The organism is Iodidimonas gelatinilytica (assembly GCF_008579125.1).
Classification (GTDB): domain Bacteria; phylum Pseudomonadota; class Alphaproteobacteria; order Sphingomonadales; family Rhodothalassiaceae; genus Iodidimonas; species Iodidimonas muriae.
The window spans coordinates 374715-390187 of sequence record NZ_BKCL01000001.1 but is presented as its reverse complement, the minus strand read 5'-3'; the positions used below and the strand labels follow the sequence as shown (position 1 = coordinate 390187).

15 protein-coding genes and 2 pseudogenes are annotated in these 15473 nt (G+C 54.5%); 4 read left to right on the top strand and 13 right to left on the bottom strand.

All coding sequences use genetic code 11. The annotated features are described in order from the left end of the window. Positions 1-68: 68 nt before the first annotated feature. The 12 genes and pseudogenes from JCM17844_RS01715 to JCM17844_RS01665 all read right to left on the bottom strand — a co-directional run bounded on the left by JCM17844_RS01715 (position 69) and on the right by JCM17844_RS01665 (position 10421). Positions 69-524, bottom strand: a complete 456-nt coding sequence (locus JCM17844_RS01715; RefSeq protein ID WP_149999363.1) for a DNA polymerase III subunit chi — start codon at positions 522-524, stop codon at positions 69-71. 33 nt (positions 525-557) lie between these two features. Continuing rightward, positions 558-2325, bottom strand: a pseudogene (locus JCM17844_RS01710) (DUF885 domain-containing protein). A 269-nt stretch (positions 2326-2594) separates the two neighbouring features. Continuing rightward, the gene (locus JCM17844_RS01705) at positions 2595-4688 is read right to left on the bottom strand and encodes a tetratricopeptide repeat protein (RefSeq protein ID WP_149999362.1); all 2094 of its coding nucleotides are present in this window, start codon (positions 4686-4688) and stop codon (positions 2595-2597) included. Next, positions 4657-5502: a hypothetical protein gene (locus JCM17844_RS01700; protein ID WP_149999361.1), complete on the bottom strand. Its 846-nt coding sequence runs from the start codon at positions 5500-5502 to the stop codon at positions 4657-4659. Before JCM17844_RS01700 ends, JCM17844_RS01705 begins: the two co-directional genes overlap by 32 nt. Beyond that, positions 5492-6226: an OmpA/MotB family protein gene (locus JCM17844_RS01695; RefSeq protein ID WP_149999360.1), complete on the bottom strand. Its 735-nt coding sequence runs from the start codon at positions 6224-6226 to the stop codon at positions 5492-5494. The genes JCM17844_RS01700 and JCM17844_RS01695 overlap by 11 nt, the downstream gene beginning before the upstream one ends. Continuing rightward, on the bottom strand, positions 6223-6873 hold the full coding sequence (locus JCM17844_RS01690; protein ID WP_149999359.1) for a hypothetical protein: 651 nt from the start codon (positions 6871-6873) through the stop codon (positions 6223-6225). The genes JCM17844_RS01695 and JCM17844_RS01690 overlap by 4 nt, the downstream gene beginning before the upstream one ends. 8 nt (positions 6874-6881) lie before the next feature. Next, a complete protein-coding gene (locus tag JCM17844_RS01685; protein WP_210431148.1) occupies positions 6882-7385 on the bottom strand; it encodes a protein phosphatase CheZ in 504 nt (167 codons plus the stop codon). Continuing rightward, positions 7366-7533 (bottom strand): hypothetical protein, encoded by a 168-nt coding sequence (locus JCM17844_RS14080; RefSeq protein ID WP_210431147.1) that lies wholly within the window; start codon positions 7531-7533, stop codon positions 7366-7368. The genes JCM17844_RS01685 and JCM17844_RS14080 overlap by 20 nt, the downstream gene beginning before the upstream one ends. Before the next feature lie 80 nt (positions 7534-7613). Next, positions 7614-8348: a MotE family protein gene (locus tag JCM17844_RS01680; RefSeq protein ID WP_149999357.1), complete on the bottom strand. Its 735-nt coding sequence runs from the start codon at positions 8346-8348 to the stop codon at positions 7614-7616. Next, entirely contained in the window at positions 8345-8752 is a 408-nt protein-coding gene (locus tag JCM17844_RS01675; protein WP_149999356.1) for a DUF6468 domain-containing protein, read from the bottom strand. The genes JCM17844_RS01680 and JCM17844_RS01675 overlap by 4 nt, the downstream gene beginning before the upstream one ends. Positions 8753-8756: 4 nt before the next feature. Continuing rightward, a pseudogene (gene fliM, locus JCM17844_RS01670) lies at positions 8757-9898 on the bottom strand (flagellar motor switch protein FliM). Between the two features lie 7 nt (positions 9899-9905). Continuing rightward, positions 9906-10421 carry a flagellar basal body-associated FliL family protein gene (locus JCM17844_RS01665; protein WP_210431144.1) on the bottom strand — a complete coding sequence of 172 codons (516 nt, stop codon included), beginning with the start codon at positions 10419-10421 and terminating at the stop codon, positions 9906-9908. A gap of 275 nt (positions 10422-10696) precedes the next feature. Here JCM17844_RS01665 and flgF point away from each other — a divergent pair, with 275 nt between their 5' ends. The 4 genes from flgF (at position 10697) to flgH (ending at position 14074) form a co-directional block, all read left to right on the top strand. Then, positions 10697-11437 carry a flagellar basal-body rod protein FlgF gene (gene flgF / locus JCM17844_RS01660; RefSeq protein WP_149999355.1) on the top strand — a complete coding sequence of 247 codons (741 nt, stop codon included), beginning with the start codon at positions 10697-10699 and terminating at the stop codon, positions 11435-11437. A gap of 41 nt (positions 11438-11478) precedes the next feature. After that, on the top strand, positions 11479-12264 hold the full coding sequence (gene flgG / locus JCM17844_RS01655; protein WP_149999354.1) for a flagellar basal-body rod protein FlgG: 786 nt from the start codon (positions 11479-11481) through the stop codon (positions 12262-12264). A 144-nt stretch (positions 12265-12408) separates the two neighbouring features. After that, complete coding sequence (flgA, locus tag JCM17844_RS01650; protein ID WP_210431143.1) at positions 12409-13290, top strand: flagellar basal body P-ring formation chaperone FlgA; 882 nt, start codon at positions 12409-12411, stop codon at positions 13288-13290. 25 nt (positions 13291-13315) lie between these two features. Continuing rightward, the gene (gene flgH / locus JCM17844_RS01645; protein ID WP_149999352.1) at positions 13316-14074 is read left to right on the top strand and encodes a flagellar basal body L-ring protein FlgH; all 759 of its coding nucleotides are present in this window, start codon (positions 13316-13318) and stop codon (positions 14072-14074) included. Between the two features lie 47 nt (positions 14075-14121). Here the strand turns inward: flgH and hflX are convergent, their stop codons facing one another. Then, positions 14122-15438, bottom strand: a complete 1317-nt coding sequence (gene hflX / locus JCM17844_RS01635; RefSeq protein ID WP_149999574.1) for a GTPase HflX — start codon at positions 15436-15438, stop codon at positions 14122-14124. Positions 15439-15473: the final 35 nt, after the last annotated feature.

Genomic DNA, 15473 nt, shown 5'->3' with positions numbered 1-15473 from the left:
CAAAGAAATGGCCGACAAATAGCGTTCTTTCCACGTTCGAACAAAGTGCCAGAACCATCGGTAACTGTTCAGGCTTTTTGTTCCCAGCTACCCTGCTCTTTTTGCTGCCAATAGCTTCGTTTTTCTGTTTTTTCTTTCCACGCCAACCAATCCGCGCGGGCCTGGCCAACAATATCCTCGTCCTGACCATCAAACATATAAAGGCACATCTGATACCCGCCAAGATCCTGCGGCGCCGGAGCTGCATTGATCAAAATCAGCGTATCAGCCCCATTGGGACATGTGTCTTCCATTGTCAGATAAGCGGGCTGACGCTCAGGAAATCCGCTTTCTTTGGTGCCATGGGGTAAAAATGAAACCGGATCATAGGTCCACAAAGCCCGATCAAGGCTTTCCAAAGTGGAAGGGTCGGGCACCCGCACACAGGCCTTAAGACCCCGGTCAAGCACCCGTTCCAGCAATTTGGGAAAAGCCACCTCCAGCGTCTGGCGCTGGAGGTGGTAAAAACGGACTTCAGCTACCATGGCCGCATATCCGTGAAGGATAGGACGTGCCGATCAACCTGCCTGTTTTTTAAGAGCGATCCACGCATCCACATTTTCTTCCAGAATATCCAAAGGCAATGGCCCGTGGCGCAAAACCTCATCATGATAGCCACGCATATCAAAAGCCTCACCCAATTCCAAACGCGCTTTTTCACGCAAGGCCAGGATCTTTTCCTTGCCGATCATATAGGCCGTTGCCTGACCGGGCATAACGATATAGCGCTCAATGGCTTTCACCACATCACCTTCGGGATTGGGGGTATTTTCCCTTAGATAATCAATGGCCTGTTCGCGGGTCCATTTCTTGGCATGAAGGCCGGTATCCACCACCAAGCGGCAGGCCCGCCACAGCTCCATCGCCAAGCGCCCGAAATCGGAATAGGGATCTTCATAAAAGCCCATATCTTTGGGCAAATATTCCGAATAAAGTCCCCATCCTTCTGTATAGGCCGTGAAGCGCGCCAGCTTCTGGAACATGGGCAAGCCATCCAGTTCTTGCGAAATAGCCAATTGCATATGATGGCCGGGAATACCTTCATGATAGGCCAGCGCTTCCATCTGATAGCTGGGCATATCCTTCATATCATAAAGATTGGCATAATAGGTGCCGGGCCGCGAGCCATCCAAAGCAGGTTGTTGATAAAAAGCCTTTCCGGCGGCTTTTTCACGAAATGGCTCCACCCGCTTTACCACCAGATCCGCTTCGGGAAGGATGCCAAACATTTCCGGCAAGCGGGTGCGCATGGTGTCGATCAGGGCCGTTGCTTCATCCAGATAGCGCTGACGCCCCGCATCGGTATTTTCATAATAAAACTGCTCGTCGGTGCGCATGAATTCAAAGAAAGCCTGCAAATCGCCTTCAAAGCCCACCTGCTCCATGATCTGGCGCATTTCGCCATGAATGCGGTCCACATTATCAAGGCCGATCTGGTGGATCTCGTCTGCGCTCAGATCCGTGGTGGTGTAACTGGCCAATTGCGCCGCGTAATAGTCCGCGCCATCGGGCAGCTTCCACACGCCATCATCGGTGGTGGCAATCTTTTCCTGCCGCTCCATTTCCGCAATCAGCCGTTCATAGGCCGGGCCGAACACATCTTTAAGCGCGGTGCGGGCACGGGCGGTCAGATCGGCGGCTTCATCTTCCGGCAGATCCAGTTTGGCAATTTTGCTTTCGATATCATTCAGCAAAGCCGAGTTTTTGTTACTGTCACCAAAAGGTGCGCCGGTAATTACATTACGCGCCGCTTCGATCACGATGGGATAGACGAATTTCGGCGGCATGATCCCCATATCTTCCCGCTCTTTCATATGGGCGATCAATTGATCCACCAGCCGTCCACGCCTTCAAGCCGCGCAATATAGCGTCTGCGTCCGAGGCTTCTGTCACCCCGTGGATATTGATCAAAAAGCTGGGAATTTGCTGCTGCCAGCCAAACATCTGGTTTACGGGATAGCTGTATTTACGCCATTTATAGCTTTCCACATCACGCGAAGTCACCGCTTGGAACAAGCGATAGGAAAGCTTTGCCGACGGCTCCAAAGCCTCGACATCAAAGGACTTCAGCGCTTCCAACCGCGCCTTATTGATGACCAGTTCCTCGGCTGCGGCCTCATCGGACAGATCGTCCCATTTCCCGTAATCTTCGGTCTTGCGGCCCATATAGGCCTGTGTCATAGGCGACCGCGCCACATCTTCTTCAAATGCCTTTTGGAAAAAGGCCATTAGCTTTTGAGTTTCGGTTTGCGCCTGTTCTGTTGCCGCTTCGCCACTTTGCTCCATACCGCTGCGTTGATCATTTACGGCATCATTGCCACCTTGACCGCAAGCCGTAAGGCCGATCGCCAGAACAAGCTTGAGGCCCCGCGAAAGAAAAAACGACGTTTAGATGATCCCGGCATGGAGAGCTCCCTGTCTGTCAATTATTGCACCATGGCACCATGCTCCGTTCAAAGCCCTTGGCCAACAAAACGGAAGCAGGGTCCATATGGTCTGTAAGAGAGACTAGACTGCGGATTTTCATGCAGCAAGGGAGATCGTATAATCCGTTGTTATAGGCCGCTGCCAGTGCCTGCACCCCCTGCATTGGCAGAAATTTCGGGGGTGAATTCAGCACGATAGGCCGATAAGAACGAACGAAACTGATCCACGCCCCCAAGCTCGCCAACAATGCGGCTGAGTTCACCCTCCGGTGCACCATCAGGGCTGGTTAAAAGATCGAACACGCCCGCATAATCGCCATTTTTAATCAAAGGCTGATAGCGGCTACGCAGCTGTGAAAGCCCCATTCGATCATCGGTGAAGGAAAGCGCAAGGGCCCGGCGAATCAGGGTTTCCCGCTCTCTCAAGCCCAACGCACCCTCATTTTGCCAGCGAGTGCCCAAAAGGCGGCTTGTGATGGCAGCAAGCTGCGGCCAATCATGGCTGGCCCAGAAAATATCGGCGCGTAATTCATCGGCCTCGCGGCCCGAAATATCTTCCAGCAATACGGTTGCTTCTTCATAGCGCTTGAGTTCCGCCAAAGCCCGCGACGATACCAAAGACCGTTGAACCATTACATCAGTGGGTAGAACGGTTTGGCGGGTGGCGCGCATAATCCGAAGGGTTTCTTCAGGGCGCCCATCAAGCAGATAAATCTTGCCCAATTGAGCGGCCACAAGCGCCTGCGCCGACCCTTCCAGACGATAGCTGACCTGATGCTCCAAAAGATCGGCGGCCCGATCCAGCAGATCAACTGACACCAGCCGTGCCACCAATTGACGGATCATCCGGTCCCCCGGCTCACCCAAAGGTGTTAATTCCGAGAAATCATAAAACAGCCCCAAGGCCGCCAGAGGAGGCAACTCGTCGGCTTCCCCGTCCAAAAACAGGCGGCTGAAAATATCGGTCATCCGAGCCGCCAATAGCCGCGCCTTTGGCGTTTCGGAAAAAGCCGACGCCGCATGCTGCAATGTTTCCAGTGCCAGCCGGAATTGCCCCTGTTCTGCATATAGGCTGCTCAATGTTTCGAGCACGTCCAATTCCAGAAGATCGCCCCGCCATGCAAAGCGCAAGCGCTCCAGCCGTTCGGTCGCTTCCGTGATGGAAATTTCACCTTCCGCATATTCCAATTTGGTCAGGTCCAGCCGTGCCTGGGTGGACAAACGCCGATCCGATGCGGTGGCGGCATCTTGAAAACGTGCTCTTGCAGTGGCGATATCTCCTTGCCGCTGCACCAGCTTTCCATAGGCATAATCCGTGGCCAGTGCCGCCGTTCCGTCCAGCCCCATATTCTGCAAGGTCACAATCTGGCCCGATGCCACATCATAAGCCTGTTGATCAAGGGCCGCACGAGCCATGGCCAGATGTATTTGAGTCAAAAACGGGCGGTCATGTAGAACCAGCGCTTCACTGCCCCGCCGAAAATAAGACAAGGCATCTTCCATGCGTCCGGCTTTTTCTGCAGCCAATGCCCGCCATAACCAGATATCGGATTCCGCATCCAGATCAGGGTCCAGAAACTGCTTCAACGCCTGTTCAGGGCGCCCAAGATCCAGCAAAACCACACCGGAAACCGCACGCCACAACATGGTTTGTTCAATCTGCGGGTCCGTATCCTTCAAAAGCTGAAGCATGGCATGAGCTTCGGGTGCCGCCCCATGAGCCGTATAAAAACGTGCCAAATCCCAGCGCAGCGCTTTTCTCTGTGCCGGATTGGCTTTTGACAGCGCCAAAAGCATGGCCTGTTCGTTTTTGGTATAATCCGTTATCGGCCCTTTGCGCCAATTGGCAAGATCCAGCAAAGTTTGTGCGGATGCGCCACCTGCGCTGGCTTCAAATTTCAAGGCAAGGTCCGGCCCCGATACCGCCAATCCATCCCGCGCCCCGATGCTGACGCCGGTGGAAAAGCGCACGATTTCAAGATCATCGGACAACGCCTTTATCACCAGCCCTTGTGCGCTGGCCAACAGATCGAAATCCACATATTGATTGCGTTCGGCCAATCCGCGCCCATCATCGCCAAGCGGAAGAATATCCAGAACATCCCCGATAACAGGGTCCGAAAGCCGCAAGCGTCCGCCCACATCATCCGCCGTGACAAAAATCACGGCCCCTGCATCGCCGCGTTGTCGTTCAGGCTCCAAAGCTGCGGGGTATCGTTTCATTTTCGGCCATACGTAGCCGCCAGATGGCTCCGGTTCTGCGCACGGAAATCCCTGGATCGCCGCGCAACTGGAAGCGCACCACTTCAAAGCCCTGCACGTCCATCTGTTCAACAGCGCTAATATGTCCAGCCTGCCCCTGTGCAATCGCCGCTTGAACCGCCGACAGATCCATGGGGCGCTTACGCTCGAACACCGCCCACAGCCAACCGGCACGCTTGAAGACCGCCGCTGTGGTTGCCCTTTGCCAGCCAAAGGCCATTTCCACCCCATCAGCGGTTACAGACAGGTTCACCGGCACCGCGCCCGGATCACCCGTGGGTGTAAAAACCATCATGTCCTGGGGGGCTTTTGCGGAGTTTTGCGCTGTTTGTACTGGCAAGGGACGCGCAGGCTGTGCTTGCGCCGTGGCCGAAGATGCGGCTTCTGGCCCTTCGGCAAGGAAATCCACCACAAGGCTGGAGCCGTTCAGGAAATGGCGCAAATTGCCTGTTCCTGTCACCTGAAGCTCCACCGTCACCGTACCGTCTTCGGAGATCACCTTTGGATCATGGATGAACTTCAGCGGATATTGAACAAGATCACCAAAAGTGAACGCATAGGCTTTGGAAAACCGAAGTTGTATCACACCATCGGACAGGCTGGCCTGATAGTGCGGCACATCGGGAAAATCAAACACAAGGCGGCTATAGTCCGCATGTTCTCCTTTACGCACGGAAATGGCGGGCTCGTTCGCGGATATTTGCGCAGATCCCGACATGCTCTGAAAAACAAGCATCAGCACAAGCGCCAAAAGCCAGATCGCTTTAGCGTTCATTGTTCGGCTCCGTTTTCCATGCCAAAATCTCGATATCCACACGACGTGCGAATTCCGAGCGCTGATCAAGCGGTACAGCGGGATCGATCATGTCAAATTGCCCATCTCCATAGCCAAAAATCCTGATCGGTCGCTGATAGCCCGATTCTCTTAAAAGATTTGCCACACTTTCCGCCCGACGCAAAGACAACTCCCAGTTGGACGCGAAAACTCGCCCTTTCACAGGGCTGGGATCGGTATGACCAGACACCACCAATTGATTGTCCAACCGATCGAGCTGGCTTGCCAGATCCTCCAGCATTTTCTTGGCAGCCGGTGTTACCGAGGCCGCCCCAAGGTCAAAGGCCATATCGGCAGGCAGGCCCAAAATCACGCGGTCCGGTGTTTGACGCACCAAAGAGCCCACTTCCTCCCCAGAGGGATCACCGGAAGTCCACCGGTCCGAAAACAGGGCCGACAGATAATCCGGGTTAGAGGCCCAAGGCACAAAATTTCGCAACCGGTCAGCATCAGGCTTGGCGTCTTTTCCGATACGCGCCTGTTCCGGGTTGAATTGCTCGCGGAATGACGACACCACTGCTTGCCATTCTGAAAGCTGAACGGCGTTCATGGAAAACAGCAGCACAAAAAAAGTCAGCATCAAAGCCAGCAAATCCGCCAGACTGACCATCCATGATGGTGTCCCGGACGAGGCTTTCACAATAAGTACTGGGCGCTCGATCATCCCCCTACCCTCGAAAAATCCGGACGCTTTTCCGTACGCAGGCGAATGGCGATTTCGCGGCCCGACGCCAAGGCATCAAGACCCACAACAAGAGACGATGCGGGCACACCGGCGCGCACCATGGCTTGAGCCAAGCTGTTGGCGCGGCGATATGCCAATGAACCATCGTCCCCTTTTTGGCCAAAAACAAAGGCGATGCTTCGATGGTCTCCTTGCGGGACTTCTTGAACCAGTGCGGCCATTTTTTCAAAAAAGACACCCGCTTGTTCGCTCAAACGGGCACTTTGCGAGAAAAACAGCGCATTGGCTCCTACTTCATAGACAAGAATATTGCCGCCCTCTGCGGGATATGTCCGGGATGGCCCCAGAACCTCGGCAATATAATGACCGACTTGGGAAATATACTCACTATCGGATTGAGAATGTCGCCCCGGAGGAATAAGGCCGGGCGTTTTCGCTTTCGCTTCAAAAGGCCGCTCAAACGCCTCTTCAAGGCTTTCCATCGCCGCTTTGGACCGCGCGGTTTCCTGATTGGAAATCACATTCATCACGATGAAAAACGCAATAATAATGAAATAGAGAGAGACGAACAGCCCCACGGTCGGATCGATCAATCGAGAAGTGGCCGGCTGCCCGGAGGTGCGCATGGCTCACCTCAATCGAAACTGGCAAGCAAGGCGTCGATATCGTCCTGGGAATTGCCCTTGCCATTCAATTGCGGCCCGTGCTTCAGGGCCTCTTCATTCACCACTTCGCCACATTCATCAAAAATGCGCTCGTCTTCATCTTCATGCACCACCGTATCGCCAATGGCGAGGGCAAGGGCCGACAAGCGGTCTTCAATATGCCGCAGCACGCTGACCACTTTGGACACACGCTGCCCGGTAATGTCTTGAAAGCTCGATGCCTCAAAAATCTCCGTTGAAAGCGTGAAGAGCTTTTCGCCGTTTGGCCCTTCCACATCCCCGGCAATCTCGCCAAGACTGTCGGCCGCATCCATGATCCGGCTTGCGGCTTCTTCCGTATGGGCAACCACCGCATCCAATTCGTCACGGGCCGTTGCAATATGCTTATCGGTCATGGTTTTGGGGCGCATGGATGACAGTTCATCACGGGCACGGGCAATGAAATCCAGAATTTCACGAACTTCCGAACCCACATCGGCGGGCCCCAACCCCTTGCCCATCCAGCGAAGACACCAGATTTGCAACGACAGCGCCGATTTCATCGACGGTTACAGCTTCACCTTTCGACGCCTTGATTTCGGCGAGCCTGTCCTCGATGGTCAAAGCCACAGCCCTGCTCATATATCGATGCTCCTGAGCTTATGCGCCTTTTGGACGCGCCTGATAAAACACAACCTTAAGCCAGTGTCGTTAAAAGCCCCTTAAGGCGTTGTTTCTTGACCAATAAGGTCTTCCGCATCCGGAAGTCGTGTCGTTGTCGCCAATCGGGTGGTTAATATTCTGGCCGCATCCGTATCCATTTCCGCAAGCAATGCTGCCATTTTACGATCCGACATGCGGGTCGCCACCTGCTGCTGAATGTCCATGTCCAGCCGTTCAAAAATCGATGCCGCATCCTTTGGCTTCATGGTTTCATAAACCTTGACGATGCTATCGATCTGTTCATTTTCCTGTTCCTCATGGCGTGTCACAAGGGCAGAAATTTCTTGTTCGATGCTGCGTAATTGCGAGATCTTCTGATCGATCCGGCGTTCTGTCGATGCCAAAAGCTGTTCACGCAATGCCGCTTGTTGTTCCCGTTCTTCAAGCTGTTGGCGCCGTTTTCTCAAGTCTTGCAGCAGGTCCATTTCCGACCGGCTGACCCCACCCAATGGGGGGCTAGACCGTTCTGCAGATGATCCAACAGTATCTGCTGCCGCTCCGATTTGTGCAGATTGAGCTTTGGGCAGGCTATCTTGCGCGCCTTCGTTCTGTGCTGGCGCAGTTGTGGCCGGAGCCGCGTTTTCTTGCGCACTGGCCTCGGTCACAAGGCGTGTAACATCCCCCAAAAGCGTGCCGGTTTTTGCCGCCAGAACCACCGAAGCGGTCAGGATGAAGACTGGCAAAAGGCGTGGTTTGCCAAAAGCCGAAACTGTGGACAAAAACTGGCCCTTCATCGTGCTTCCTTCAACGCCTTCAAAAGATCGGGACGACCACTGCGGATCGGAGTCACATTTTCATCCCCGCCATGTTTCGAAGTCAGTCTTTTCTCCAGCCGATTTGCCAGATTATCGCCCGCTTCTGTAATCAATGTCAGTTCATCGGCCAGCGCCCGCGCCTTTCTTGAAGCGGAGCTCAGATCATCAATGGCCTCTGCACTTTCCTTGCGAAGGTGCGAAACCGCGTCTTGCGCTTGCTTTGTGGAGCTTTCAAGCCGCCCCATCAAACCCGCCAATTCGTTTTGGCCTTTTCGCATATCGATCAAGCGACCATTCACACGAATACACGCAAACAGGACAGCCCCCAGCAGCATGATCAAAATGCCATCCATCAGCAATCCTGTCATTTCTGTCATATCCATGGCGTTATTCCTTTTGTGCCCGCCGTTTCAAACGGTTGATATCATCAACCTGAACGGCAAGATTCTGACCCGATCGTCCCATCTTTCCACGAAACATCGGCACCTCTCCGCAGCGCATTTCCATGCTGTCTCCCGGCGAGACATTGAGAGAAATGGTCTGCCCCACCTGCAGATTCATCACATCACGCAGGCTCATCAATTGCTCATCCAGAACAGCCCGTAACTGCAGATCCGCCGACCATAATTCCGTCGCCAAATGGGTTTCCCAAATGCTGTCACGGCCAAATTTTTCCCCCATGAAACGCTGCAACAGCAACTCACGGACCGGCTCCAGCGTGGCATAGGATAGAGCAATTCCAGACGCCCGCCGCGGTCTTCCATATCAATCCTGAGCTTGATCAGCACAGCTGCATTGGGGGGGCGGGCAATGGTGGCAAAGCGCGGGTTTGTTTCCAGCCGATCGAAGGTGAAATTGGTGGGTGACAAGGGTTCAAAGGCCGCCGACATGTCCTTGAGGATCACGGCGATCATCCGCTCCACCAGCGTTTGTTCGATGGTGGTATAAGGCCGCCCTTCAATACGCATGGCCGCCGTGCCGCGGCGTCCGCCCAGCAGCACATCGACGATGGAATAGATCAACGAGCTATCCACGGTCATCAGGCCGTAATTATCCCATTCCTCAACGCGAAAGACCGCCAACATGGCAGGTAATGGTATGGAATTGAGATAATCGCCGAAACGCACCGAAGTGATATTGTCGAGACTTACTTCAATATTATCGGAGGTGAAATTGCGCAAGGATGTAGACATCATCCGAACCATACGGTCGAAGATAATATCCAGCATGGGCAGACGTTCATAGGAAACGAGCGCGCTATTGATGAGCGCCTGTATGCCGTGTGCATCACCATCGTCATCGTCGCCATCGAAGCCCAAAAGGCTGTCGATTTCGTCCTGATCGAGCACCCGGCCCGGTGCACCGCCATTATAATCGTCGGTGTCCTCTTCCTCGTCGCCACCGGCCATGGCTTCCCATTCGGCGGCAACCGCATCATCATCGGGCGCATCGTCGCCACCGGCCATCGCCTCCCATTCGGCGGCAACGGCCTCGTCGTCGATCTCCTCGTTTTCAGTTTCGTCAGCCATGATTGCCTTACTGGACCAGCATTTCCCGGAACAACACGTCTTTCACTTCCACCGGCGCCACCGAACGGTTGATACGCACCAACAGTTCTTCCTTCAACCGATACAATCCTGCAGAGCCATTCAGGTCTTGCACACGAAGCTCCCGCAGATACACTTGAAAATCATCGATGACACGGGGCATTTTTTCTTCCACCGCAGCGCGGGCGCTTTCCCGGTCCACCTCCAGGCTGACACGGGCGCGCAAAAACTGCTGCTGGCGTTCGCCGGTATTCAAATTCACCACGAATTCCGGCAGGTCGATAAAAATCAGTTCAACCTTTTCTTTGGCGGCAAGCTCTTGCGGATCAGGTTCTTCCTTATGTCCACCCCCGAAAAAAAGCATCGCTCCAAGAACGATCAAGATTACAAGAACAAGCGCCGCCCCACCAAAGACGACAATCTTTTTCCCGCTCAGGCGCTTTTCCTCAAGCTCCCCAAGCTCATCCACGTCGAGATCGTCATCCATATCGTCGTTATCTGCCATATTCTTACCGTTCCAACAGCCAAGACCAACGCAAATCCCAGCCCCTTATGCCTATAGTTAATATCCAGAGTGTTAATAAGTCGTAAGGGTCGCAAAATCCAAATGATTTGCCAAACCGGCAAACTCTGCCGCCCGCTTCGCTATCTTGTGGCCTTTTCGCGGTTTTCGCAGGGGCAAAAAAAACACAACATATTGCTTTTAAATGATTTTTTGTTCTGGCACGACCATTGCATTGCCGGGAGCAAACCAATCACGCCACATTGTGGAGACGGGGCATGGATACGTTACTTTCAGTCGGATTATCTCATCAAGGCGCCATGATGCGCCGTATGGATGTGATTGCGAACAACATTGCCAATGCCTCGACCACAGCCTTCAAGCGCGAACGGGTGGTGTTTCAAGACTATCTGTTCGAAATGAAAGGCGAAGGCCCCAAAGACCTGCGACAGGTTCAAATGGTGCTGGATTATGGCGTGGTTCCCGATATGAAAAACGGCGAACTCAACCCCACCAACAACCCTCTGGATGTGGCCCTTGATAAGGAAGGCTTCATGGTGGTGGAAAACGATCAGGGCGAGCGCCTTTATACACGCAATGGAAAGTTTCAGGTGTCTGTTGCCGGTGAATTGGTCACACAGACCGGCGAACGCATTTTAGGCACCAATGACCAGCCCATTCGCATCAATCCGGAAGATGTGAATATCGTTATTTCCGATGACGGCACGATCCGTTCCGATCTGGGGGAAATCGGCCAGATCCAGATGATCCAGTTCGATAATTATCAAGGCCTGGAGCGGCGCGGCGACAGCCTTTATTTCACCGATCGCCCCGAGCGCCCGGCCGTTGGCCTGCGCCTTGTTCAAGGGGCATTGGAAGGGTCCAATGTCAACCCCATCCAGCAAGTAACCAATATGATCAGCGTGTTGCGCAGCTACCAATCCATGGAACGCAGCCTGAACGATTATTCCGAAATGCGTGATGGCGCCGTTGATCGCCTGTCCCGCGTTCAAGCCTGATTGCCGCCCACACAAGTACAACGGGCACAAGGAGACGAAGAATGAAAGCATTAAGCACCGCCGCCACCGGCATGTTGGCACAGCAGATGAATGTGGAGGTAATCTCCAACAATATCGCCAATCTTAACACCACCGCCTTCAAGCGCCGCCGTGCAGAGTTTCAGGATCTGCTTTACCAGACCATCGAACGGGTGGGCGCCAACTCCACGGCGCAAGGCAATGTGGTCCCTTCCGGTATTCAAGTGGGTGTGGGGGTGCGGGCCGCAGGTGTGTACCGCATCGCCACCCAGGGCAGCCTTGAACTCACGGACAATTCTTTGGATCTGGCCATCAATGGCAGCGGCTTTTTCCGCGTTCAAAGCCCTGACGGGGAAGAACTTTATACCCGTGCCGGCTCCTTCCAGCTCGATCAGGATGGTCGTCTTGTCACACCGGCGGGGTTTGAAGTCTTGCCCGGCATCACCATTCCCCAAGAAGCCGTTGATGTGACCATCAATCAGGAAGGCGAAGTACAGGTTTCCTTGCAAGGACAGGTCAATCCGCAGATCGTCGGCCAGCTTGATCTGGCGATTTTCCCCAATGAAGCCGGACTTGAAGCCCTTGGCTCGAACCTGTTGCGGGAAAGCCAGGCATCAGGACCGGCCAGCGTTGCCACCCCGGGCACCGATGGCTTCGGGCTGATCGAACAAGGATTTCTCGAACGATCCAACGTAGATCCGGTTCAGGAAATCACCAATCTGATCACCGCCCAACGCGCCTATGAACTGAATTCCCGTGTGATCACCACATCCGATGAAATGCTGAATGCTGTCAATAGCTTACGCTAATTGATTTCAATCTGGAAAATCCAGAGCACTTGGAGAACACCCATGGCCCGTATCATTTTCTCGCGTTTTTCGATCCGGAAAACAGCATTGAGGCTGCTTTTGCCATTGCTTTTATTTTGCACCTCAAACGCTGCGATCGCGGCCATGACAAAACCCACAGTGACAGTGGATGGACCCGTGGTAACTCTGGGCGATGTGCTGCTGGATGCAGGGGCCGCTCAAAATCATGTTATCGCTGCGGCCCCGCAGCCGGGGAAATCCATGACCTTATCGCGCTTCGATATCGACCGGGCCATGGCCAATGCCGGCCTTTCAGAAGGACTGGATGACAGCCGTGGATATGTCACCATCAGCCGCAGGGGGAAAAAAGTGCCGCCAGAGATTCTGGAAGCACGGATCATGGACAAAATTGCCCAAAATGGAGGGCCGGACCGGTTAAAAATCCGCCTCACGGGTTTGCGGTCGCCGCTTTATATCGCGCCCCAAGCCGATTTGGGTGATATCGAGATTGAAAATCTCTCCCATGATGAGCGCAGCGGCCGGTTTACAGCCACCATTGCCATCGCCCAGGAAAACGGCGTCTGGAACCGCACCACCCTTTCCGGCCTTGCCGAACCGGTGCGTCTGGTGCCGGTTCTGGTCCGCGCCTTGTCCGATGACGACATCATTTCCCGTTCCGATATCGATTGGATCGAACTGCCCGAACGGCGCATCAATCGCACCATGATTTTGGAAAGCGCCGATCTGATCGGGCTTTCCCCTACCCGCACAGTGCGTGCCGGAACCCCCTTGCGCATGAGCGAAGTTCAAAAGCCGGTTCTCGTGGAAAAAGGAGCATTTGTAACCATGCAGGTCCGCCATGGCGGGTTGATGCTCAGCGCCACCGGCAAGGCCATGCAAGATGGCGCACTTGGCGATTTCATCCGGCTGATCAACACCAGCACCAACCGCACGATTGAAGCACAGGTAGCCGGACTGGGTGTGGTCAATGTTTTGAGCCACGTCACTCTTTCCGCCAATCAGTAAGACCAGACGTCAAGGGAGACACATCATGAACAGCCCCCTTTCCATTTTACGCACTATTGGCGGTCTTGTGGCGTTGAGCACCGCCCTGAGCGCCTGCACGGTGGGCGATCGCCTTGCCAATATCGGCAAGGCTCCGGATCTTGCCCCCATTGAAAATGTCCAGGCCCCGGCAAAACAGCGTTCGATCTCTTTGCCGCAACCGGCCCAAAACACCCATGTGGGGCAAGCCAACTCTCTGTGGCGCACCGGAGCCAAAGCCTTTTTCCGCGATCAACGAGCCGGCCAGATCGGCGACATCCTGACCGTTGCAATAGAGATCAACGATCGGGCGGAAATCGAAAATGAAACCATCCGCTCTCGCAATAATGGCGAAACCGCCGGGCTTGATGGCTTTCTGGGCTTTGAAGGCAAGTTGGACAAAGTGCTACCCAACACGGTGAACCCGGCCGCCCTTGCGGATTTTGGTTCCACCAGCACCAGCACAGGGTCCGGCGAGGTGGACCGCTCGGAAGACATTAGCCTGACCATTGCCGCCATCGTTGTGGATGTCTTGCCAAATGGCAATCTCGTCATTCAGGGCCGGCAGGAAGTACGGGTGAATTTTGAAGTGCGGGAATTGCTGATCGCCGGCATCGTGCGTCCGGAAGATATTTCCTCTGGCAATACCATCAATCATTCACAGATTGCCGAGGCCCGCATTTCCTATGGCGGACGCGGGCAACTGACCGACGTACAACAACCACGTTATGGCCAGCAGCTCTACGACATCTTGTTCCCGTTCTAAAAAACAGGGGCACGGCTTTTGGAAAAGCGAAAAGACCGGATGGCTGCTCAGTCGTCCGGTTTTATTTTCAAAAATTTTGCATAGGCAATGGGGTCCATCCGCACTTGTAAATGTGTTGCCCCCGCATCGTCCACGCGTTGATCCAACACATCCGCATTGCGGTGCAGCCAAGAAACGCTGGCCCCTTCCCATGGCTCCAGAACAATATGGTGAATACTGTCTTGCACCCCGACAATAGCGTCGATCCGCTCCATCAGAGCCGGGATTCCATCGCCGCTGATGGCCGAAATCGCCACCATATCAATATCCCTGTCCGCACGATTGAACATCGCCTCGCGCTCGTCTTCGGACAAAAGATCGATTTTGTTCATGGCTTCAATCATTGGCGGTGCGCCCTCTTCTCCCGGTTTTACGCCAAGATCGGACAAAACCGACAGAACATCCGCCTTTTGGGCTTCGGTATCCGGATGGGCCGCATCACGCACATGTACGATCAAATCCGCAGAGGTAACTTCTTCCAAGGTGGCGCGGAAGGCGGCAATCAAATGCGTGGGAAGCTCGGAAATAAAGCCCACCGTGTCGGAAAGGATCACTTTGCGGCCTGTCACCAGATCAATGGCCCGCATGGTGGGATCAAGGGTGGCAAACAACATATCCGCCGCCAGCACCTTGGATTGCGTCAGGCGATTGAACAGGGTGGATTTTCCTGCATTGGTATAGCCCACCAGCGCCACAACAGGATAAGGCGCTTTTTGCCGCCTGCTACGATGGAGCTGCCGGGTGCGGGTGACCGTTTCCAATTGGCGGCGAATGGCGGTGATGCGCTCGGAAATCATGCGCCGGTCCGCCTCGATCTGGGTTTCGCCGGGGCCGCCGATAAAGCCAAATCCCCCGCGTTGCCGCTCCAGATGGGTCCAGCTTCGGACCAAGCGTGATTTCTGGTAATTCAGATGGGCCAGTTCGACCTGAAGTTCGCCTTCCTTGGTGGCGGCCCGTTCACCGAAAATTTCCAAAATCAGACCGGTCCGGTCGATGACTTTGGTTTTCCATGCCTTTTCCAGATTGCGTTGTTGTACCGGCGTCAAATCGGCATCCACCACCGCCAGATCGATCTCCCGGCTTTCGATCAGGATCCGCAGTTCTTCCAGCTTGCCCGTGCCTAGCAAGGTGGCGGGGCGCAGCGAAGACAATGGCACCACGGCCTGTTCCACAACATCGATATCAATGGCTGCCGTCAGGCCCACAGCTTCTTCAAGCCGGGCTTGCGGCGAACGCACCCGATCATCGGCCATGGATTTACCATGCCGGGATTTGCGGCAGGGATGAATCACCAAGGCACGCGTACGCCCACCGCCACCGGACATGGCAGTGAGCGGTTGATATTCGCTAGAATTATCGA